Here is a 21,504-nt window from a genome sequence, read left to right on the forward strand (position 1 = left end):
ACAAAGGAGAGATTGATTATGACTAAAGATGCAACTGCAAACGGCAGACAAATCAAAGCGAAAAAAGGTTTAGAAATTGAATGTAAAGGATGGGAACAAGAAGCGGTACTACGAATGTTGTACAACAACTTGGATCCAGAAGTAGCAGAACATCCTGATAAATTAGTCGTTTATGGCGGTATCGGTAAAGCTGCCAGAAACTGGGAAGCATTTGATGCGATTGTCGATACATTACGTCGTTTAGAAGATGACGAAACAATGTTAGTCCAATCAGGTAAACCGGTAGCTGTGTTCAAGACACATAAAGAAGCACCGCGCGTATTGCTGTCTAACTCAGTACTAGTGCCGAAATGGGCAAACTGGGATCACTTCCATGAGTTAGATAAAAAAGGCTTGATGATGTACGGCCAAATGACTGCCGGCAGCTGGATTTACATCGGTTCTCAAGGTATCGTACAAGGAACTTATGAAACATTTGCAGAATTAGCCAATCAACACTTTGGTGGTTCTTTAAAAGGCACAATTACATTAACTGCTGGATTAGGTGGTATGGGCGGTGCGCAACCATTGGCTGTAACAATGAATGAAGGGGTAGTCATCGGTGTAGATGTAGACCCGACTCGTATTGAAAAACGTATCGAAACACGCTATTGCGACGTTATCACACATTCACTTGATGAAGCTTTAGAAAAAGCGCAAGAAGCTAAAGAAGCGGGTAAACCGTTATCTATCGGCTTAGTGGGCAATGCACCAGAAGTGTATGAAGAAATCTTAAAACGTGATTTCAAAATTGACGTAATTACAGACCAAACTTCAGCCCATGACCCATTAAACGGTTATGTTCCAGAAGGATTATCTCTGGAAGAAGCAGATAAATTACGTGAAGAAAATCCAGAAGAATATGTGAGATTATCTTGCCAATCTATGAGAAAACACGTTTCTGAAATGTTAGAATTCCAAAAACGCGGGGCAGTTGCATTTGACTATGGTAACAACATTCGTCAAGTTGCCTTTGATGAAGGTGAAGAACATGCCTTTGACTTCCCTGGTTTCGTTCCAGCGTATATTCGTCCGTTGTTCTGTGAAGGTAAAGGACCTTTCCGTTTTGCAGCATTAAGCGGCGATCCTAAAGATATCGAACGTGCTGACGAAGCTATGCGTGAACTCTTCCCTGAAGATGAAAAATTATTGCGTTGGTTAGATATGGCAGACGAAAAAATTGCATTCCAAGGTTTACCATCTCGTATCGCTTGGTTAGGTTATGGCGACCGTGCAAAAATGGGCTTGAAATTAAATGAACTGGTACGTAATGGCGAAATTTCAGCGCCTATCGTTATTGGACGTGACCACTTAGATTCAGGTTCCGTAGCTTCTCCAAACCGTGAAACTGAATCCATGAGAGATGGTTCAGATGCAGTAGGCGACTGGGCAATCTTGAATGCTTTAATTAACACAGCAGCTGGCGGTTCTTGGATTTCCTTCCACCACGGCGGCGGTGTAGGTATGGGTTATTCATTACACGCAGGTATGGTAATTGTCGCAGATGGTTCTGAACGAGCTGATGAACGCTTGAAACGTGTATTAACTACAGATCCGGGTATGGGTGTAGTAAGACACGCTGACGCAGGATATGAAATTGCGATTGAAACAGCGAAAGAAAAAGGTGTCGATATTCCAATGTTAAAGGAGCAAGATTCTCATGAGTAATGATTTAGTAATCCAAAATATTGCACAATTAATTTTACCGAAAAAAACAGATAAACCCTTAAAAGGTAAAGAGCTTGATCAATTGAATGTAGTAGAAGACGGTACAGTAGTGGTAGATAACGGTAAAGTTGTATACGCCGGCCCGCATTCAGATGAATATCAAGGTAAAGAAACGATTGATGCAACTGGCAAAGTTATTTCACCAGCATTGGTAGATGCACACACGCATTTAGTCTTCGGCGGTTCTAGAGAACATGAAATGGCATTAAAACGTCAAGGCGCTTCTTACTTGGAAATCTTAGAACAAGGTGGCGGTATTCTATCTACAGTGAAAGCGACACGTGAAGCAACTGAGGAAGAATTATTCAAGAAAACGGACAAAGCCTTACGTGAAATCATGTCTTATGGTGTCTTGACTGTAGAAAGTAAAAGTGGTTACGGCTTAGATAAAGAGAACGAATTGAAACAATTAAAAGTATCTCATGAACTAGAAGATAAATATGGTATTACAATGAAACACACTTTCTTAGGACCGCATGCGGTACCTGAAGAAGCGGAATCTAGTGAAGCATTCTTGCAAGAAATGATTGACTTGCTGCCTGAAATGAAACAATATGCTGACTTCGCGGATATCTTCTGTGAAACAGGTGTGTTCTCAGTAGAAGAATCTAGAAAATATATGCAAGCAGCTAAAGATGCAGGATTTGATGTGAAAATTCATGCAGATGAAATCGATCCTTTAGGCGGCTTAGGTCTAGCAATTGAAGAAAACGCGATTTCTGGCGACCACTTAGTGGCTTCTAGTGAAGAAGATAAAAAAGCGTTGCATGATAGTAATACAGTCGCTGTGTTATTACCAGGTACAACGTTCTACCTTGATAAAGAAGGTTATGCAGATGCACGTGGTATGATTGATAATAACGGTGCCATTGCAATTGCATCAGACTTCAACCCAGGTAGTAACGTGACGAACAATCTTCAATTGGTAATGACAATTGCCAGCTTGAAATTGAAATTATCTCCAAATGAAGTTTGGAATGCAGTTACAGTGAACGCTGCAAAAGCAATTGATGCAGATGCAGGTACGTTAGAAACTGGCGACGATGCAAACTTTGTTATCTGGGATGCGCCAAACTATGAATATATTCTTTATCATTATGGTATCAACCATGCTGAAAATGTTTATAAAGATGGAGAATTATTTATCGATAATACTATCAAAGTTAATACTGAATCTGAAAAAAGCAAAGCTTAATCATTAAGTAAAAATAACGAGGACTGCAGTACTTGAACTGACAAGTATTGCAGTTCTCTTTTTATTTTATAGGCACTGATGTCTAAAATATTCTGACAATTATGTTAAGATATAGGAATACAGAAAGAGAAGGAGAGAGCAGTCGTGAGAATTGAAAGTTATGCTGAAGAATGGCAAGGAAGCGTGAAAGATAATATATTTGCAGGTATCTTAATTGCCCTTTCAGCTTTGCCTGGTGCGATTGCTTACTCATTTATCGTCGGAATGAATCCTTCTATCGGATTATTAAGTATGGGAATTATGATGGTGGTTTTAAGTTTTACTGCAGGCCGTACGTTGATGATTACCGGACCTAGCAGCGGCATTGCGTTGGTGGCCGCACCTCTCGTCGCTAGTCATGGACCTATGTATTTAATTGCTGCCAGTATGGTAATGGGTGTGCTGCAAATGTTATTCGGCGTTTTTAAAGTAAGTCGATTAATCGATCGCATTCCAGTAGCGGTAGTTATTGGATTTATGAATGCACTCGCACTTCTATTAATGTCATCACAATTTCCAAGCATCTTTGGTATTTCAACTGCTACTTATATCTTTGCAGTATTATCATTTTTAATTATTTGGCTAGTACCGCGCTGGATCAGATTTATTCCCGCACCGCTGATTTCTATTGTCGTGCTGACGCTTGTAGCGCATACACTGCATCCGAACTTGAAATATGTCCATGATTTAGCTGATATCCATGTGGTCATCCCGAAAGTGCAGTGGGAAGTGCTGCCGCTCTTCACACATACTCATGCATTAGGCATTATCTTGGGCTATGGATTGACAATGGCGATAGTAGGAACACTGCAATCGCTGTTGACTGCCAAGGCTTTAGATGTATTGACGAATGTAAGAAGTAATGAGAATCAAGAATCCGCGGCTCAAGGGTTAGCGAATTTTGCTTCTGGATTGTTCGGAGGATTTGGGGGCAGTGCTTTAGTAGGTCAATCTAAATTTAATGTGAAAATCGGGGCGACCGCACGTTTTTCAACTTTAGTCACGGCTTTCTTCTTATTGCTTACCATCTATGTGCTAGGTCCAGTTATATCTTTAATTCCTATGGTCGTATTGGCCACTGTATTAGTATCTATTGCTTTCAATACATTTGACAGAAGAACTTGGATTGCGATTAAAGCAGCACCTGTACGTAATACCGCAACGATTTTAATAACTATGGTGGTCACTTTGGCCACGAATAACTTAGCGTTCGGCGTACTCTCTGGTACAGCCATCTATCTAGTGTTTTATTTTTTCGGAAAAGGAAGTGGGAAAGATGACAGACATCAATCAAGTTAAGGAATGGAGACGTGTGTTTCACCGGTACCCGGAAGTGTCGTATGCAGAGTTTGAAACAACGAAGCGTCTAAGAAAAATATTAGAGGAACATGAGATTAAAATTGTGGATTATCCTCTGCAAACGGGTCTGGTCGCAGAGGTAGGGCAAGGCGAGAAGGTTGTAGCATTGCGTACGGATATCGATGCGTTGCCGATATTAGAGCAAGTTGACAGTGAAATCCGCTCGTCTGCTGAGGGTGTGATGCATGCTTGCGGCCATGATATTCACATGGCAACTATTTTAGCGGCGACAATGGAGTTGAAAGCGCGAGAAGCGGAGTTGCCAGGACGGGTGCGGATTTTGTTCCAAGCGGCTGAAGAAGTAGGAAGCGGAGCACAGCAGATGGTGGAAGCGGGTGTACTTGACGGGGTGAAAGCAGTCACGGGCTTTCATAATGATCCGACTTTGAAAGTGGGCGAGTTTGCGATTAAGTCGGGTGCGATGACTTCAGCGGTAGACCGCTTTGCGATACATATTCAAGGCAAAGGGGGTCATGCTGCGAAACCTGAGGAAAGCAATGACCCGATGATTATCTTAGGACAATTGATGACTAGTATTCAATCGATTGTCAGTCGTAATGTCTCGGCATTTGATTCAGCGGTGGTAACGATTGGCGAAGTCTCAGCAGGTAATACGTGGAATGTGATTCCGGACCAAGCGTATATGCAGGGCACAGTGCGTACCTTTAATGCTGCAACGAGAGCAAAGGCAGAGGAACGCTTGCAAGATTTATGTGCAGGAATTGCTAAAGCGTTTGACGCGAATATTGAATTGGAATATATTCATTTGCCGAATGCTGTAATAAACGATGAAGCATTGACAGAGAAGGCGGTTGAAGCGGCTGAAGAAACGGGCTATAGTGTTCAAATCCTCGGAGAACCGAAAACAATCGGAGAAGATTTTTCAGCACTGAGCGATACTGTACCTGGAGTGTTTGCATTTATCGGTTCCGAAAGCGACTACGACCTGCATCATCCGAAGTATCAACCGGATGAACGAATTTTGGAAACAGCGCCTGATTATCTTGTTAAATTAATTCAAAAGTTATTTTAATGTAATCATGAATGGAATTTTAAAGGCAGGGTATAACAAAACTATCAAATCTTATTAGGAGTGATAGAAATGGCACTTCCAGATCCACGCAAAAAATTTACAGATAAAGATTTTCCTAAACAAGAACAACCTTGGCCAGGTCTGCAAAAAGATATGGAACCGAAACCCGATTGTGGTGAGGAGTCTTACGTTGGACATGGTCGTTTAGAAGGCTTGAAAATGTTAGTAACTGGTGGCGACTCAGCTATCGGACGCGCTGTAGCAATCGCTTATGCTAGAGAAGGTGCATCTGTTGTTATCAATTATCATCCGAAAGAAGAAGATGATGCACAAGATGTGAAACGTGTCATCGAAGATAAAGGCGGCACAGTTTTCTTACTACCGGGCGATATTACGAACGAAGATTTCAACTATGAACTCGTAGAATATGCAAATGACCGTCTAGGCGGATTAGATAATGTCACAATGGTGGCAGGCTATCAGCAATACCATGAGAAATTCGAAGACTTCAAAACAGAAGATTTCACGAATACCTTTGAAACGAACGTCTATCCCATCTTCTGGACTACGCAAAAGGCTTTAGAATACTTGAAACCAGGCGGTACAATTACAACAACAACTTCTATTCAAGGTTACGATCCGAATCCATTATTGCATGACTATGCCGCAACCAAAGCAGCGATTATTTCCTTGACTAAGAGCCTTGCGAAAGAATTAATCGAAAGAGGCATCCGTGTCAATTCAGTCGCGCCAGGTCCATTCTGGTCACCATTACAAATCTCAGGTGGACAACCGCAAGATAAAATTCCAGAATTCGGTCAACAATCCATGATGGGACGCTCAGGTCAACCTGTTGAATTAGCCAGCACCTACGTTCTTTTAGCCTCAGACGAATCCAGCTATACAACAGGACAAGTCTATGGTGTAACAGGCGGTAAACAAATTAATTAAACTGCTGCTCTGGAAAAGAAACCTTAGAAGCGCAGCCCCGTCTTAACTATTTCCCCCTCGGCAACAGAAGCCGGGGGTTTTTGAATGGGGAAGGGCGAGTCATCATGAACAAGTCATTAGCAATTAGAGCTGATTTTTCCTACTATAAAACTACCAATTATAAATAAAATGAGGTGAGCGTATGAAACAATTCGATCCAAACGAGTTAACGCAGAAAGATAATTATAAATTATTGAGCGGAAGCGTATTACCGCGTCCTATCGCTTTCGTGACTTCTCAAGATAAAGAAGGCAATCTTAATGCAGCGCCTTTCAGTTTTTTTAATGTAGTAAGCAGTGAACCGCCGATGATTATGATTTCGACGGCACGTATGAACGGCAAACGCAAAGATACATCTGTCAACATTGAGACGATGGGTGAGTTTGTGGTGCATATTTCACAACTTTCCATGATTGAAGGAATCAACCAAACAGCCGCACCTATTGCACCGACAGAAAATGAATTAAAACGGACAGACTTTAAAACAATTCCTTCCACTGTAGTCGACGTCCCTGCAATTGAAGGGGCAAGTATCCGCTTCGAATGCAAATTAGACCGTCTCATTGAATTAGGCGATGATGAAACAGGTAACGATTTAATCATCGGACGCGTGGTACAATATCATATTGACGATGCGGTTTATATGGATCCATTCAAGATTAATGTGCAAGCCTTGCAGCCTGTAGGACGTTTAGCAGGAAACGATTATGTGAAACTAGGCGAAGAATTTACGATTCAACGACCGACTGAATAAATGCTTAACAAAAGTTAACCTTCAGATAATTGACGCAAGCCGTTGAGCGTGATAAGTTTAAAAAGATTCACAATTTAAAAATAAATAGTGCTTATCAAGAGAGGTGGAGTGAAGGGCACTTTGAAGCCTCGGCAACATGGAAACGCGTGTGCCAAGTCCCGTAGCAATCGATTGCTAAGAGATAAGAATTGATATATTTATCCTTTTTTCTTAGCGCAGAAAAAAGGTTTTTTATTTATGAAATGAGAGGTGTGGAGTAGAAGATGGCTGAAGAGAAAAAGAAAGGTAATGCTTTTGCACTGATACCTTTAATTGTCTTCGTCGGTTTATTTTTAGGCGTCGGCATTATTACAGGAGACTTTACTAAAATGCCATTAAATATCGCGATTACGATTGCAGTCATTGTGGCATTGCTGATGAATCGCAAACAAAAATTTGCTGAGAAAGTAGAAGTTTTTACTAAAGGAGCAGGCCATTCCAATATTATTCTGATGGTCTTGATATTTGTACTTGCAGGGGCTTTTTCAAAAGTAACTGAAGATATGGGAGGCGTAAAATCAACTGTTAACCTTGGATTATCCTTAATCCCCGGCAACTTGCTGATTATCGGATTATTCGTCATTTGTATGTTTGTATCGATTTCGATGGGAACTTCAGTAGGGACAGTAGCCGCTATTGCACCGGTAGGATTTGGTATCAGCCAAGCAACGGACATTCCTTCCGCACTTGCCATGGCGACTGTAGTAGGCGGTGCGATGTTCGGTGACAATTTATCGATGATCTCAGACACTACCATCGCAGCGGTGCGTACGCAACATACACGCATGAGCGACAAGTTTAAAGTGAATTTCCGGATTGTGTTGCCAGGTGCGATACTTTCAATGATCATCTTGGGCATCTTAACGCATAGCGCAAGCATCAACAGCGCAAAGAATTATGACTATGACTTGATTAAAGTTATTCCTTACTTATTAGTATTAATTTTAGCTCTGATTGGCGTCAATGTAATTATTGTGTTAATTGGAGGGACTGTGCTTTCAGGAATTATCGGCTTATTAGATGGATCGTTCAATTGGATTAAATTCTTGAAAGCGGCCTCTGAAGGTATGATCGGTATGGAAGATATTGCCATTATTGCTTTGATGATCGGTGGTTTAATTGGTTTAATCCAGCACTATGGCGGTATTACTTGGCTGCTGAACTTTGTACGAAGCCGTGTGAAATCCAGACGTGGCGCCGAAATTGGGATTGCAAGTTTAGTCAGTGCCGCAGATATTTCTACAGCCAACAATACGATTTCTATTTTAATGGCCGGTCCGTTGGCTAAAAACATTGCGGATGAATATGATATCGACCCTAGAAAGTCCGCCAGTATTCTAGATATTTTCGGCAGCTGCTTCCAAGGTTTACTACCTTACAGTCCGCAAGTCATTGCTGCAGCTGGAGTAGCCGGTGTTTCACCCTTTATGCTGATGCCTTATTCCATTTATCCGGTAATGCTCGGCTTAAGTGGATTAGTGGCAATCATCTTTAACCTTCCTAGATTAAATAAAAAGAAAGCTGGGAAAGAGGCATAATTAATTTTTACTTCCACACAAGAAAAATGTTAAAGTAATCTTGTTGCAAAACTAACAAAACGGTGCATGAAGTGAAGCAGATAGAGGACGATTATTTTGTCTTATGCACTAGAAATACGTTAAAATAAGGTTAAGTGTGAAAGTAGGTGACGACAGAGTGGCAAGATATAACATAGAAAATGACGTAGTGGTCATTTCGTTGGAGCGATTAATGCGTATTAATCCTGAATTGATTTATCAAGCGTGGACAGATGCCGATATTATGAGACGTTGGTTTATGACTTCTAATCGAACTAATAAGTCCATCGACTTGATTCCTGAAGAAGGGCGACGTTACGAAATCGTTGATGAACGTAATGGCAAGATGAATAAAATTACAGGTGTCTTCCAAGAACTAGAAGCACCGAATCGTATTGTGATGACTATCGGCATGCCTGAATTAAGCGACAAAGAAGATACCATCGAAGTTGAAATCTTTGAACGTGAACCAGGTGCTGACATTACACAAATGAATTTCCGATATACTGCTGTTGTTCCGAAAGAACGACGCTGGACTACCTTAGAATATAAGCAGCAGAAAAAAGAATATCATGACTCAACAGCGCATGGCTTTGAGAACATGTTTATTAAGCTGCAAGATATTTTGACGGAAATGCAGAAAGAACAAGAAGAATTTTAAAAATTAGAAGAAAAAGAAGCGGTACGCCACTTTGTAGTGAGCATGTACCGCTTCTTTTTATCTATTAAACTGTTTCTTGACCACGTTTATTCCAAGTTAAGATAAAGCTCAACATTGCAAGTATACTGATAACAGTAAGCAGTATAAATCCAACATCCCAACCAAAATGATCAACGACAAATCCTAAGATAATATTCGCCATCACTGCACCGAACAAGTAACCGAATAATCCAGTAAGTCCGGCGGCTGTTCCGGCAGCTTTTTTCGGAACATAATCAAGTGCTTGCAACCCAATCAACATCACAGGACCATAGATTAAGAAACCGATTGCCACTAAGGAAAGATTATCAATCCAAGGATGGCCGGCAGGGTTCAACCAATAGATAAGCACGAAAATCGTTACACCTAACATAAAGAAGAATCCAGCAGGTCCACGACGTCCTTTAAATAATTTATCTGATAGCCAACCGCACAACAATGTACCAGGTATTCCAGCCCATTCATATAAGAAGTAAGCCCAACCAGATGCTTTCATATCAAAATGTTTTTCTTCACTAAGATACACTGGCGCCCAATCCAGTACTCCATAACGTACGAAATAGACAAAGATGTTGGCAAAGGCAATAGCCCATACCCACTTATTGTTCAATACATATTTGAAGAGAATCTCTTTCGTAGTCAATTCAGTCTCCATAGTTTCTTTTGAAGCATTAGGATAATCATCGCGGTAGACCTCAATAGGTGGAAGTCCTTGAGATTGCGGTGTATCTCTAACTAAGAAGAAAGCAATAATTGCAATCACAATCGCAAATAATGCAGGGTAAATAAATGCACCTTCAAAGCCCTTTAAATAACCGAAATTATACAGAGCAGTCATTGAGATTCCCCATGTGGCAATCGGTGCCATTAAACCGCCGCCGACATTGTGTGCAACGTTCCATAAAGCAGTTTTACTACCACGCTCGCTGACACTATACCAATGTACTAAAACACGTCCGGACGGCGGCCAACCCATACCTTGGAACCAACCGTTCAAGAAGAGCATGATAAACATAATCAGTATGCCTGAAGTAAAGAAAGGCACAAAACCTAAGAGCAAGTTTACAATCGCTGTCAATATCAACCCTAAACTTAAGAAAATCCTGGCATTACTGCGGTCACTGACCATTCCCATCACAAATTTACTAAAACCATAAGCAATAGACACAGCAGATAAGGCAATACCTAATTCCCCTTTGCTGAAGCCTTGATCAATTAAATCAGGCATAGCTAATGAAAAGTTTTTACGCAATAAATAATAGCCTGCATAACCGATAAAAATTCCTAAAAATACTTGTAACCTTAATTTTTTATATGTATGGTCCACTTCATCGCTCGGCAATGGTTGTCGAGGAGAAGGGGGTTTTAAAAAATTAAACATAGAAACGCCTCCTTTTTACAAAACATTAATATTATTTTAATATTAACTTTACAAAAAGACAACGCTTCCATAAAAAATAATTAGTGAAGATGAAAAAAGACTTCAAAAGCGATGAGTAACACTTTTAAAGCCATTTAAGAATGCTGCATTTAATTTTGTTACGCTCAATATAATGTTTTGTTACTAAGAAATAGTGCTGTGTTTATATTGAGAGACTTTCGGACGATAGTTTGCACCTAAAACATCAATGTTTTTTGTAGCTAGCGCATGAATTAATTTTGAAATAACCTGAGGCGTACAAGAAATATCAATATATTGGGAAGTTAAGATATAATTAATATCTTCTTGATGTGACATATATTGCATGATGTCGATAATTTTATCTTTGATAAAAACATCTTGCAAACCATCAATTTTCAATTTGAAATGCATCATCGCTTCAATATTTGAATCAGTTTGGAATATAAATTCTTTTTGAGATAATGGTAAGACTTGATAAATAGGGTAATTATGAAAACTTAGGAAACTGATAAAATAAGGCAGATTGCATTTCGGAATGTGTACTTTCAATACAAGCTGTTGGCGTATTTTCATAAACTCCGCTTGAACAGCTTGGCTGCTTTGAAGTTGCTTGCATACGGTGAGTAGGTGTCTGCGTTTTAGCCATGTCGATAAGTTTCCGATGTTAATAATAAATGTTTCATATTTATCTAAAAACATAGACGATTCCTCCAGAAGGTGTAAGATGGATTTGATTTCAGAAGAGGTTATAATTAATATATGCTGTTTCAAATTCATTTAAATTTTACCACGCTTTATCCAAAATTTCACTAGGACTTTAGGACGAAACTAAGCGATAGAAAACAAAAACTTTTTCAGACTTCATAGAAATAAAATATGATAAGATGAAATTAAATTATAAGGAAGGAATAAATACATATGAATTACAGAGCTGTCGTATTTGATTTTGATGGAACAATTATAGATACTGAGCAACATTTATTCGAAACAATTAATCATTATTTAAAAATGTATGGAAAAACTCCTATTTCAATCGATTATTATCGTGCTTCTATTGGGGGCGCGGCTTCTGAATTACATGCCTATTTAGAAAATGAAATGGGTGTAGAAGCAACTGAAGAATTATACGCGTCTCATCATACGCAGAGTGTCTATTTACCGATGATTGATAATATCAGTCGTTTAATGGATAAATTAGATAAGAAAAAGATACCGATGGCAATTGCGACGAGCAGTAGTCGTGCTAATATCCAACCGACACTAGACGCCTTAGGGTTAACAGAACGTATACCCGTAATTGTAGGTAGGGAAGATGTAGAAGACGTCAAACCAGCACCTGATTTATATTTGAAAGCAGTACAAGAACTGAATTTCAATCCAAGCAGCTGCTTAGCAATTGAGGATTCAGTCAATGGTGCTACTGCTGCTGAAAGAGCTGGGTTAGGCGTTGTAGTCAATACGAATCCAATGACTTCTTTAATGAATTTCAATGCGCTGCAATTAGCAGGCATGAATATGACCGCTGATCAAATTGAGAATGAATTTTTTAAATAGCAGGTGAATATATGTTAATTTTATTCTTTTTAGCAGGACCGATTATAATTGCAATCGGCAACTTAGTGTTAGGACCGATTTTTAATAAAAAAGTACCGATGAATGTGCGGTTTAGAGCCTTTATGGTAGGCTCCACGATTTATCTTATTACTGCATATCTTTGTTATATCTTAATTTTAAAAGGAAAGATGTAAGGGGGAGCGGGACTGGGACAAAATTTTGTTCTAGGTCCGCTTTTTTATAAAATTCAGCTATAGCAGAAAAAAGAGTTAAGACATTCAAAAATGTCTCAACTCCCGATATATTATTTAGTTGCAAAATATAATCCGACTACGATTAATAAAAGTAATATCGCATCTATACCAATCATCAAAGCACGACGTGAAGTTGCTTCACCGTTTTCTTTTAAACGTTTATACATCATATAATTTGGTATCAAGTTTGCGATTAAAAGTATGATAACAATAACGATGAGTATAATTTTCATTCAGATTCTCCATTTCTGTCTTTTGATAATAGGTCCCAGAGAAATGCAATAACAATACCACAGATAACACCTGCGCCTACTCCGATTTTCATATGTCCTGTGATCTGACCGATAACGATACCGAGGATAACGGTAATTGGGAGGACGATACCGAATTTTATTTTTCTAGCTGGAGAAGTCAACGCGCTGAACATGGCAATATAACAAATTCCGAATGCTGCTACAGCTAGGATAGACAGCAGTAAAGTATGCATCACAGTTTCGTGGCTGTTCATACGATTCAGAAAGAAGAATAATGCTCCGAAGATAAATGTATATAAAATAGCGCGTGAGACAATTTGTTTAGTCATTTCTGACGTCTCCTTTCAACATGATTAGTCAAATTATAACATATCAATAGAAAGGACCTGTATAAATCATTCTTTTTCAAATTGATGATGATCATTCAAGAAAGCATAGAACAGACCAATGATAAGGCCGCCACCGATATAGTTGCCGATAAAGGCTGCGATAATATTAAGTACTGCCGGCCAAAAATGTAAAACATCCACATGATAGATAAGTCCGCCGATAAATAGACAAGCGTTATAAACGACGTGTTCATAGCCCATAAATGCGAATACCGCTACTCCGAACATCATGACAAACATTTTAGCTAGAATATCATCTATCTGCATGGCAATAACTAATGAAATATTAATAAAGAAGTTGGCAAAAATACCTTTAGCCAGTAATTCTAAGAAATTAGCAGTCATAGTTTTATGATGAATAACTTCCGAAAGCTGCTTCAACATGTCAGGTGTCATGCTGTCGCTCATGCGCAAAATTAAGAAGAAAACTAATGCGCCTAAGATATTACCTAGGAAGCAGAGCATGAATATTTTGAATACCCGCCAAGGTTTAATAACGCGATAGTACATTCCTACTGTAAAATACATAAAGTTACTAGTTAATAATTCTGAGTTAGTAAACAAAATGAGAACCAATGCAAAACTGAAGGCAATAGAACCTACAATATTTACAATGCCAGGACTTGCTTGACCTATTAAACTGGCTTTAATTGCAAGCACAAATACTGAAATGATACTAATAATAAAACCAGCCATCATCGCACGCAATAAATAACGGCGCATAAATGTCGCTTGCAGCACGTCTTTTGTACGGATGGTTTCCACAACATCCTTAACCCACTGACGTCCATAAAATACCTTATCCCAACGGATATTCTTTTCACGATTCATCCCAAAAACTCCTTGTATTTGAGAAGGTAACTTCTCGATTTATGTGTTGAGAGCAATTTCAACTTTTGCAATGCATTTATTATAATTGGAAAGTTCGTTTTTGTGAATACTTTCACAAATAACTTTTGGGTAATTTTGCTAATTATGTCTGAATCGTGAAAAATTTTAAATTTACTAGTATTAAAGCAAGCAAATTAATTTGGTGCCAATTAATCAAGCAGTTTTTCTCAAGAGAAAGGAGTAATATAATGAAAAAGAAGAGAATCAATGTCAAGCGATAATAAACTATTATACTGAAAATTCAAAAAGTCAGATTGCATGTTAAACAAATTCCGTGCTATAATATCAAAATAATATGAAAGTCTTATAAAAAGGATTGGAAATAATAAAAGAACTGCAACGACAATGAGAGTTATTTTCAAAACTTGAAGGATTCAATATTGTGATGAGTGCGATTTACATGAAATACTATGATGACTGTATGTTTGATTTATTGTGAATAAAAAAATGAAAGCGCATACATAAAAGTGTAAATTTTATGTTTTAATCATAGAATTTTATAGTATAATTAGTCTCATTAGGCGTAGGAGCTACTTTCGATATAAATAAGATATTTAGTTGATTTATTTTTCGCAATCTTCAGACATAAAAAGGGGAACCGGATAATAAGATAGCGATTGGAATTAATTCGGGGTTGAAATATCGAAATAAGACTGAGCCTGGAAATTTTGTTAAAGAGAAGGGGTATTTTCTAATGGAAGAAACTCAATTAAAACGGGGATTAAGCTCTAGACAGATACAAATGATCGCTTTAGGCGGCACAATCGGCGTAGGTTTATTCATGGGTGCAACGAGCACAATTAAATGGACAGGGCCGTCAGTTATCTTTGCTTATCTGATTGTAGGTATATTTTTATTCTTGGTCATGCGAGCAATGGGAGAAATGGTTTATTTACATCCAACAACGGGTTCATTTGCAAACTTTGCAAGTGATTATATTCATCCAGTGGCTGGATATTTAACAGCTTGGAGCAACATTTTCCAATGGGTAGTAGTGGGTATGAGTGAAGTCATTGCGGTTGGGGAATACATGCGATATTGGTTCCCGGAATTACCGGAATGGATTCCAGGAGTGATTGTTATCGTTTTATTAGCAGGTGCGAACTTAGCCTCTGTTAAAGCTTTCGGAGAATTTGAATTCTGGTTTGCGATGATTAAGATTATAACTATTATTTTAATGATTATTGCAGGCTTCGGTCTGATTTTCTTCGGCCTAGGTAATGGTGGCCATGCAATTGGTCTTTCTAACTTATGGTCACACGGTGGATTTATGCCAAATGGCTGGGTCGGCTTCTTCTTTGCTTTATCTATTGTTGTAGGATCTTATCAAGGGGTAGAATTGATAGGGATTACAGCAGGAGAAACGAAAGACCCTCAAAAGAATATTAAAAAAGCAGTTAACGGTGTTATCTGGCGTATTTTAATTTTCTATATTGGTGCAATTTTTGTAATCGTAACAGTTTATCCTTGGGATCAACTTGGCAGTATCGGTAGTCCATTTACACAAACATTTGCAAAAGTAGGCATTACATTTGCGGCTGGTTTAATCAACTTCGTAGTATTAACAGCTGCAATGTCAGGCTGTAACTCAGGTATCTTCAGTGCGAGCCGTATGATTTATACATTAGCGCAACATAAACAATTACCGAAAGTTTTCTTGAAAGTTATGAAAAATGGTGTGCCTGTCTACACTGTATTAGCAATGGCCATCGGTATTTTTGTCGGTGTTATCTTGAATGTTGTTTTACCAATGTTTATCAAAGGTGCAGATAGTATTTTCGTATACGTGTATAGTGCATCTATTTTACCAGGTATGATTCCTTGGTTTATGATTTTAATCAGTCATATTCGTTTCCGCAGATTGCATCCTGAAGAAGTAGAAGGACATCCGTTTACGATGCCAGGAGGCGTTGCGGCAAGTTATTTAACAATTGCTTTCTTATTATTAGTATTAGTTGGTATGTTATTTAATAAAGAAACAGTAGTATCTGTAGTTATCGGTTTAATTTTCTTAGCCTTTATGACAGCTTATTACTTTGTTAGAGGTTATGATAGATTGCCGAAAGAAGATCAATATTTAGAATAATTAATGTGACGGGAGCTGGGACAATATTTTGTCTCAGCTTTTGTTATTTATACATAGTTTGAGACGAAAGTGTCTAAGCGCGCTCATGCGGCCTATACAGTTAGGGCCGAAAGTGTCTAGGCGCGTTCATGCTGCCTGTACACTTTTCGCATTTTCCCTCTGCTCCACAGAATAAAGAACGAGCTGAGATCTAAATAATAGTCTCAGCTCGTATTAATGTTCAAATTCTATATTTGATAGATGTTTTTTATAATTATTCAACGCCATTTTAGATTGTGTAACCAAATCTAATGAATTTGAAAAGTCCAATGAAAGATAGCGGTAATAGAGTACATTAATCATGAAGAGTTGTGCAGTAAGTGAAGTCGTAGCAGCCATGCGCACTTCGCTTTCATCCGTTTCTCCATAAATTAAATCGACATCAGTGTATTGTGTAATCGGATTATCTTTGTTTCCCATAAGAGAAATTAAAAATAAATGATAATCAGAGGCAACACGAGTGATCGCTTCTAATTCATTGTGTTCTCCGCTATTTGAGATAACGAAAAGACAATCTCTGGCATCGTGTGTAGCGATAATATTAATTAACGTATGCACACTTTCAATACAATGCACGTCAATCCCCACACGAGAAAGTTTTTGAAATAAATCTCTCGCTGCTACATATGAAGCGCCGAAACCAAAAATAAAAACAGTGCGTGCTTGTTTTAATTGCATGCAGACTCTATCAATGTCAGCTTCATCTACTGCATCTGAAACTTTGCATAAAGTTTGAGTAGTTCGAGAAAGCATTTTACGTTTAATAGTATCTAAAGATTCATTAGCTTGTAATTCTAATTGACGAGGCTGCGTCCGCGCTGACATATACTTTGAAACTTCAGTTTTTAATTCTTGAAATCCACCCTCAGTAACCTTATAACCAAAACGCACTACAGATGAAGGACTTGTATTGGTCCGATTTGCAAGTGTATGTGTAGTCATGTCCATAATCTGTTGAGGACGGCGTAAAATGTAATCTGCAATTTTCTTTTCACTTTTCGTAAACGAAGGATATTTAGATTCTAATTTAAATAAAATATTTGTCATAAAAATCACCTGCTCTACGGATTCTCTAATGCATGTAAATCAAATTGTGATGAATGCATAGATAGCAGTAAACAAAATCCCATAACCAAGCTGATAGAAAATACGGTCTATTCTGCACTTTCATATCAAGTAAGTCGGATATTCTCCCAGTATCTCAACTTACAACTTGATAAACTTAATTGTTCCTAGTGTACTACACGTTATGAAGTTAGACAATTGTGAATTTTGAAGTGTTTCTGTAATTATTATACCTGTCTCATATAAAGCTAAAACTTTTACTTATGTATCCTAGTGCATTACTACTTTTTATAAAAAATTTATGAGCAGTGTAACCGTCATCGGTTGTGATTCTTCATATCTGAAAATATTTGTGCTTAAAATACAGGTAGAATATAATATAATAATAACGTTATATAGAATAGAAATTTGAATTAGGAGGCCATTATGGTTTTAAGAAAAGATAAACCCGCATGGAGAGACTTATGGTTGCTGCCTATTGCTCTAGTTGGAATATTTGTATGTTCAGCCATAGAAATGCTTATAGCTTTAAACTTCCATGCACCATTTAATAAAGATACACTCAACGGCGTAGGTGCGCTTGGGCAAATGTTGAGTTACATAATTGTATTAACTGTTTTCTATTACTTTCATTACCAAGAAATGCCTGAAAGGTTACGTGCAGGATGGCAGTACGTAAGAAAACATTGGTTGTTTTTATTAATTACGCTCCTTATTGTAATGGGAGTTGATACACTATATAACCAATTGATGGCTATGCTGCCAGAAGGTATCGGATTTAAGGAAACGCAAAATGAAGAAAGCTTGGCTACGCTGTTCAAAAATCCAGCATTTCTTCCATTCAGTTTCTTATTTGTCGTGATTCTAGCACCGGTAGTTGAAGAATTGTTTTTTAGAAATGTAATTATCGGCGAGCTAGGAAAGAAATTCAATTATATAGTGATGGGCATCATTTCTGCACTAGCTTTTGCAGCGATGCATGTTATAGGAGCTGCTTCTCCATTTGAATTTGGTTCCTACTTTATTATCGCAGTTGCACTTGTACTTGTTTATTTTAAATCTGGTAAAAATACTGCCGCCACTATTTTTATCCATCTCGGAAATAATTTAGTTTCTTTCTTAATGACTGTATTTTTCAGTTGAAGAAAAAATTCATATCTATAAAAAAATCCAACTGATCAATTGGCAGAATCAGTTGGATTTAAAAATTTCTGGTAGTTATAAATAGAAATATCGTGAGTTTTTACGGTTTTTTGGAAAGAATACGAAATGTCTTTGATATCAGTAATAGCAATTTCTTTCGTTATGCCGCGGCCGATATCAAATATCACTACATGCCAATTGGCTTTTCGGCAAATCAATCCGATAAAGATGACATTTTCTTTTTCTAAGCTTCCTTGCAACTCATACTCCACTAACATGACATTGCGTTCCGCGCAGTAAATCAGTAAGTCTGAAAAAGTATGGGGCAGTGCAGTATGAGGATTAGATTCAAATTTGATGTAACGATCCATGCGCTTTAAAATCCGTCTGATATGGGTGGCTGGTTGATTCAAACATTTCTTAATGAGTTGCTGTATTTCGGCATGGTAGGGCAACTTCGTGTAGGATTGGCTTTCGTTTAAAGTCATAAATAAAGCAAGCATCTGTTCTTCGGTGAGTTCCAATTTAATAGGTGAATGATCTGGTTGGATACGATAACCGCCTAGAGCGCCTTGTTTTGCGATAATCTGCACACCTTGTTTTTCAAGGTCTTGAATATCACGTAATATAGTGCGCTTAGAAACTTCTAGTTTTTTCGCAAGTTGCATAGCAGTGAGTTGATCGTTGGATTCTATAAAGTGAATTAATTTATTTTGACGTTCAACTTTATTCATTGATGCCACCTCCCATATATTACATATTACAATGATTATATCATATTTAGTATTATTTGATATTTATTCGCAAAAAAATACTGAAAAGAACAAAAAAGTTTTAAGTAAACGCTTACATTAATTGAAAAGATGTGATACACTTTCAATAGTAACTAGGAGATAGCACTTAGGTAACAAAGGGGTAATAATAAATCATAGTCGTGTGATTTATTAAAAATGTGCGAATCACTAGTTAATTAACATCTTCAATATTATTACTTACTTTCCTTTCTATGCCGACTAGTAATGCTAGTCGGTTTTTTAAATGCACAAAAAATTTAAAGTTTATTAACGTTTTTCTAGAATTACATGCTAAAATAACAATAATACATAAATTAATAAATTGATTTGAGGTGTATAGTTTGAATAAAACAGAACGTATCCATCTTGATAAAGCAATCAGACGATGGCTAAAAGGGTTAGATGAGATTATCCCGGAACTTATTCATAATATGCGTACGGAGACCAAAGCGAATCAATTTGATTTGGTCACCAATGTTGATCGTATCATTCAAGATAAATTTGAAATATTTTTAGAAACGCATTATCCTGATCATCAATTATTTGCTGAAGAAAAGAATAATGATTTGATTGATGCTAAACATGGTGATGTATGGATTATGGACCCTATCGATGGAACAGCTAATTTAGTAAAACAACAAACAGATTATTGCATTATTCTTTCTTATTTTTCAGAAGGAGAACCTCAATTATCTTATATCTATGATTATCCTCATGAAGTACTGTATAAAGCGATTAGAGGCGTAGGTGCTTTTGAAAATGAAATGCCGATGACTACAGTTAAAGCACAAGATATTAAGGATATGATTTTATCTTATAATATGTATGTTTTAAATGAGCAAACTATAGAAGATTTGAAAGCTGCAGCATTTAGTTATCGTTTAATCGGCTCATGTGGTTTAGATTCAGTTAGAGTAATTAAAGGACAATTCGGAGCACATATCAATACAAACTCTAAACCTTGGGATATTTCAGCACAGTTTCTTTTTGCTGAAGAATTAGGTTTGAAAATGACTAACCTAAAAGGAGGACCTATCGATTTTGCTGAAGCGGGGCCTTTTATTATCAGCAATCCAGGTTGTCATGAAACTGTATTAAAGATTTTGAATCAAAAAGGCGGATATCAAACTAATTTTGTGAATAAGACTTAAGTATCATGTTTTATAAAATCAGTTATAATATAATGAGTTTATTAAGAATTAAGTTTTGCAGGATGTTAAATTATGAGGAGTGATTGAGTGAGAAGGTCAGAAAATCCTAAGAGAAAAATGGGAACTGTTCCAAAGGTATTGTTATGGGGATTAGGGATTTTAGTATTGTTAGCTGTGATTGCAGCAATCTATTTAGCATTTAAAATTTTTGCGGTGGGCGGCAGTATACATAACCCATTAGACAGAAATAAGTCAGAGTTGAGAAAAGAGAAAGTAGATTTAAATAAAGGTGAGCCTTTCTCAATCGCTTTATTCGGGGTTGATTCAGATGCTCAAAGAAAGAGTGAAGGCGACGGAGAACGTTCAGATTCCATTATGGTCTTATCCGTCAATCCAGAAAAAAAGACAACAGAAATTGTAAGTATTCCGCGTGACACGCAAGCTAAAATAGTCGGCAGAGGTACAACTGAGAAAATTAACCACGCCTATGCTTATGGCGGCCCGAATATGGCAGTAAAATCTTTAGAAAAATTATTGAACGTGCCGATTGATCATTACGCTACCGTCGATATGGATGGAATGCATGGCATGGTAGATGCGCTAGGCGGTGTCGATGTAGTAAGTAACGCAACTTTCAGTACAGACGGCTATAACTTTGTAAAAGGCGAAAAAACACATTTAGATGGAGATAAAGCACTTGCGTTTATCCGTTCTCGTAAAGAAGAAGGGGCAGGTGGAGACTTTGGACGTCAAGAACGTCAGCAATTAGTTTTGAAAGGCATTGCTAATGAATTGGCTGGTGTAAAATCAATTACAAACTTTAACGGAGTAACAGATGAAATCCAGAAAAACGTTAAAACTGATTTAACGTTAGGACAATTAAACACCGTTCGTTCTAAATACAAAGATGCAAATGAACATGTGAGACGTCATCAATTACAAGGTAGCGGCGGTATCCAAGATGATGGTTTATATTACTTTGTACCTGATCAATCTTCTTTAGAAAACATGACTGAGTTGTTAAAATCTAATTTAGATTTATAAGAAAAA

The 21,504-nt window shown here is 37.6% G+C and carries 21 protein-coding genes and 1 riboswitch; of the genes, 14 read left to right on the forward strand and 7 right to left on the reverse strand.

All coding sequences use genetic code 11. The features are described from left to right. Window positions 1–18 precede the first annotated feature (18 nt). The 8 genes from hutU to CKV71_RS03395 all read left to right on the forward strand — a co-directional run bounded on the left by hutU (window position 19) and on the right by CKV71_RS03395 (window position 9,393). The gene (hutU, locus tag CKV71_RS03360) at window positions 19–1,707 is read left to right on the forward strand and encodes a urocanate hydratase (protein WP_095103856.1); all 1,689 of its coding nucleotides are present in this window, start codon (window positions 19–21) and stop codon (window positions 1,705–1,707) included. Then, the gene (gene hutI, locus CKV71_RS03365) at window positions 1,700–2,962 is read left to right on the forward strand and encodes an imidazolonepropionase (protein WP_095103858.1); all 1,263 of its coding nucleotides are present in this window, start codon (window positions 1,700–1,702) and stop codon (window positions 2,960–2,962) included. Before hutU ends, hutI begins: the two co-directional genes overlap by 8 nt. A 144-nt stretch (window positions 2,963–3,106) precedes the next feature. Further along, the gene (locus CKV71_RS03370; RefSeq protein ID WP_095103860.1) at window positions 3,107–4,300 is read left to right on the forward strand and encodes a SulP family inorganic anion transporter; all 1,194 of its coding nucleotides are present in this window, start codon (window positions 3,107–3,109) and stop codon (window positions 4,298–4,300) included. Beyond that, window positions 4,278–5,393 carry an amidohydrolase gene (locus CKV71_RS03375; RefSeq protein WP_095103862.1) on the forward strand — a complete coding sequence of 372 codons (1,116 nt, stop codon included), beginning with the start codon at window positions 4,278–4,280 and terminating at the stop codon, window positions 5,391–5,393. The genes CKV71_RS03370 and CKV71_RS03375 overlap by 23 nt, the downstream gene beginning before the upstream one ends. Window positions 5,394–5,462: 69 nt before the next feature. Further along, a complete protein-coding gene (locus CKV71_RS03380; RefSeq protein WP_095103864.1) occupies window positions 5,463–6,344 on the forward strand; it encodes an SDR family oxidoreductase in 882 nt (293 codons plus the stop codon). A gap of 181 nt (window positions 6,345–6,525) precedes the next feature. After that, complete coding sequence (locus CKV71_RS03385) at window positions 6,526–7,137, forward strand: flavin reductase family protein (protein ID WP_095103866.1); 612 nt, start codon at window positions 6,526–6,528, stop codon at window positions 7,135–7,137. 88 nt (window positions 7,138–7,225) lie between these two features. Further along, window positions 7,226–7,325: riboswitch (SAM riboswitch) on the forward strand. A 75-nt stretch (window positions 7,326–7,400) separates the two neighbouring features. After that, the gene (locus CKV71_RS03390) at window positions 7,401–8,714 is read left to right on the forward strand and encodes a Na+/H+ antiporter NhaC family protein (protein ID WP_095103868.1); all 1,314 of its coding nucleotides are present in this window, start codon (window positions 7,401–7,403) and stop codon (window positions 8,712–8,714) included. Window positions 8,715–8,871: 157 nt separating this feature from the next. After that, on the forward strand, window positions 8,872–9,393 hold the full coding sequence (locus CKV71_RS03395) for an SRPBCC family protein (protein ID WP_095103870.1): 522 nt from the start codon (window positions 8,872–8,874) through the stop codon (window positions 9,391–9,393). A gap of 64 nt (window positions 9,394–9,457) precedes the next feature. On the opposite strand, the gene glpT is transcribed toward CKV71_RS03395, so the two are convergent. Continuing rightward, window positions 9,458–10,813 carry a glycerol-3-phosphate transporter gene (glpT, locus tag CKV71_RS03400; RefSeq protein ID WP_095103872.1) on the reverse strand — a complete coding sequence of 452 codons (1,356 nt, stop codon included), beginning with the start codon at window positions 10,811–10,813 and terminating at the stop codon, window positions 9,458–9,460. Window positions 10,814–10,996: 183 nt separating this feature from the next. Further along, window positions 10,997–11,533 carry a hypothetical protein gene (locus tag CKV71_RS03405; protein WP_095103874.1) on the reverse strand — a complete coding sequence of 179 codons (537 nt, stop codon included), beginning with the start codon at window positions 11,531–11,533 and terminating at the stop codon, window positions 10,997–10,999. A 219-nt stretch (window positions 11,534–11,752) separates the two neighbouring features. On the opposite strand from CKV71_RS03405, the gene CKV71_RS03410 reads away from it, so the two are divergent. Together CKV71_RS03410 and CKV71_RS03415 are read left to right on the forward strand one after the other, a co-directional pair. After that, entirely contained in the window at window positions 11,753–12,388 is a 636-nt protein-coding gene (locus CKV71_RS03410) for an HAD family hydrolase (protein WP_095103876.1), read from the forward strand. 11 nt (window positions 12,389–12,399) lie between these two features. Then, complete coding sequence (locus tag CKV71_RS03415; protein ID WP_095103878.1) at window positions 12,400–12,582, forward strand: hypothetical protein; 183 nt, start codon at window positions 12,400–12,402, stop codon at window positions 12,580–12,582. Window positions 12,583–12,692: 110 nt separating this feature from the next. Here the strand turns inward: CKV71_RS03415 and CKV71_RS03420 are convergent, their stop codons facing one another. The 3 genes from CKV71_RS03420 to CKV71_RS03430 form a co-directional block, all read right to left on the reverse strand. Beyond that, window positions 12,693–12,875, reverse strand: coding sequence for a hypothetical protein (locus CKV71_RS03420; RefSeq protein WP_095103880.1), 183 nt, complete (start codon window positions 12,873–12,875; stop codon window positions 12,693–12,695). Then, window positions 12,872–13,225, reverse strand: a complete 354-nt coding sequence (locus CKV71_RS03425; protein WP_095103882.1) for a hypothetical protein — start codon at window positions 13,223–13,225, stop codon at window positions 12,872–12,874. The genes CKV71_RS03420 and CKV71_RS03425 overlap by 4 nt, the downstream gene beginning before the upstream one ends. 66 nt (window positions 13,226–13,291) lie before the next feature. Further along, complete coding sequence (locus tag CKV71_RS03430) at window positions 13,292–14,116, reverse strand: formate/nitrite transporter family protein (protein WP_095103884.1); 825 nt, start codon at window positions 14,114–14,116, stop codon at window positions 13,292–13,294. Between the two features lie 754 nt (window positions 14,117–14,870). On the opposite strand from CKV71_RS03430, the gene CKV71_RS03435 reads away from it, so the two are divergent. After that, complete coding sequence (locus tag CKV71_RS03435) at window positions 14,871–16,262, forward strand: amino acid permease (protein WP_095103886.1); 1,392 nt, start codon at window positions 14,871–14,873, stop codon at window positions 16,260–16,262. Between the two features lie 213 nt (window positions 16,263–16,475). On the opposite strand, the gene CKV71_RS03440 is transcribed toward CKV71_RS03435, so the two are convergent. Next, window positions 16,476–17,348, reverse strand: coding sequence for a MurR/RpiR family transcriptional regulator (locus CKV71_RS03440; protein ID WP_095103888.1), 873 nt, complete (start codon window positions 17,346–17,348; stop codon window positions 16,476–16,478). A gap of 444 nt (window positions 17,349–17,792) precedes the next feature. Between CKV71_RS03440 and CKV71_RS03445 the strand changes: the two genes are divergently transcribed. Further along, window positions 17,793–18,509 carry a CPBP family intramembrane glutamic endopeptidase gene (locus CKV71_RS03445; protein ID WP_095103890.1) on the forward strand — a complete coding sequence of 239 codons (717 nt, stop codon included), beginning with the start codon at window positions 17,793–17,795 and terminating at the stop codon, window positions 18,507–18,509. A 35-nt stretch (window positions 18,510–18,544) separates the two neighbouring features. Here the strand turns inward: CKV71_RS03445 and CKV71_RS03450 are convergent, their stop codons facing one another. Beyond that, window positions 18,545–19,243 carry a helix-turn-helix transcriptional regulator gene (locus CKV71_RS03450; RefSeq protein ID WP_095103892.1) on the reverse strand — a complete coding sequence of 233 codons (699 nt, stop codon included), beginning with the start codon at window positions 19,241–19,243 and terminating at the stop codon, window positions 18,545–18,547. A 401-nt stretch (window positions 19,244–19,644) separates the two neighbouring features. On the opposite strand from CKV71_RS03450, the gene CKV71_RS03455 reads away from it, so the two are divergent. Both CKV71_RS03455 and CKV71_RS03460 read left to right on the forward strand, forming a co-directional pair. Next, window positions 19,645–20,454 carry an inositol monophosphatase family protein gene (locus CKV71_RS03455; protein ID WP_095103894.1) on the forward strand — a complete coding sequence of 270 codons (810 nt, stop codon included), beginning with the start codon at window positions 19,645–19,647 and terminating at the stop codon, window positions 20,452–20,454. Window positions 20,455–20,571: 117 nt separating this feature from the next. Next, entirely contained in the window at window positions 20,572–21,498 is a 927-nt protein-coding gene (locus tag CKV71_RS03460) for an LCP family glycopolymer transferase (RefSeq protein ID WP_095107230.1), read from the forward strand. Window positions 21,499–21,504: the final 6 nt, after the last annotated feature.

Origin of the sequence: Staphylococcus piscifermentans (genome assembly GCF_900186985.1) — a bacterium.
GTDB classification, from domain to species: Bacteria; Bacillota; Bacilli; order Staphylococcales; family Staphylococcaceae; genus Staphylococcus; species Staphylococcus piscifermentans.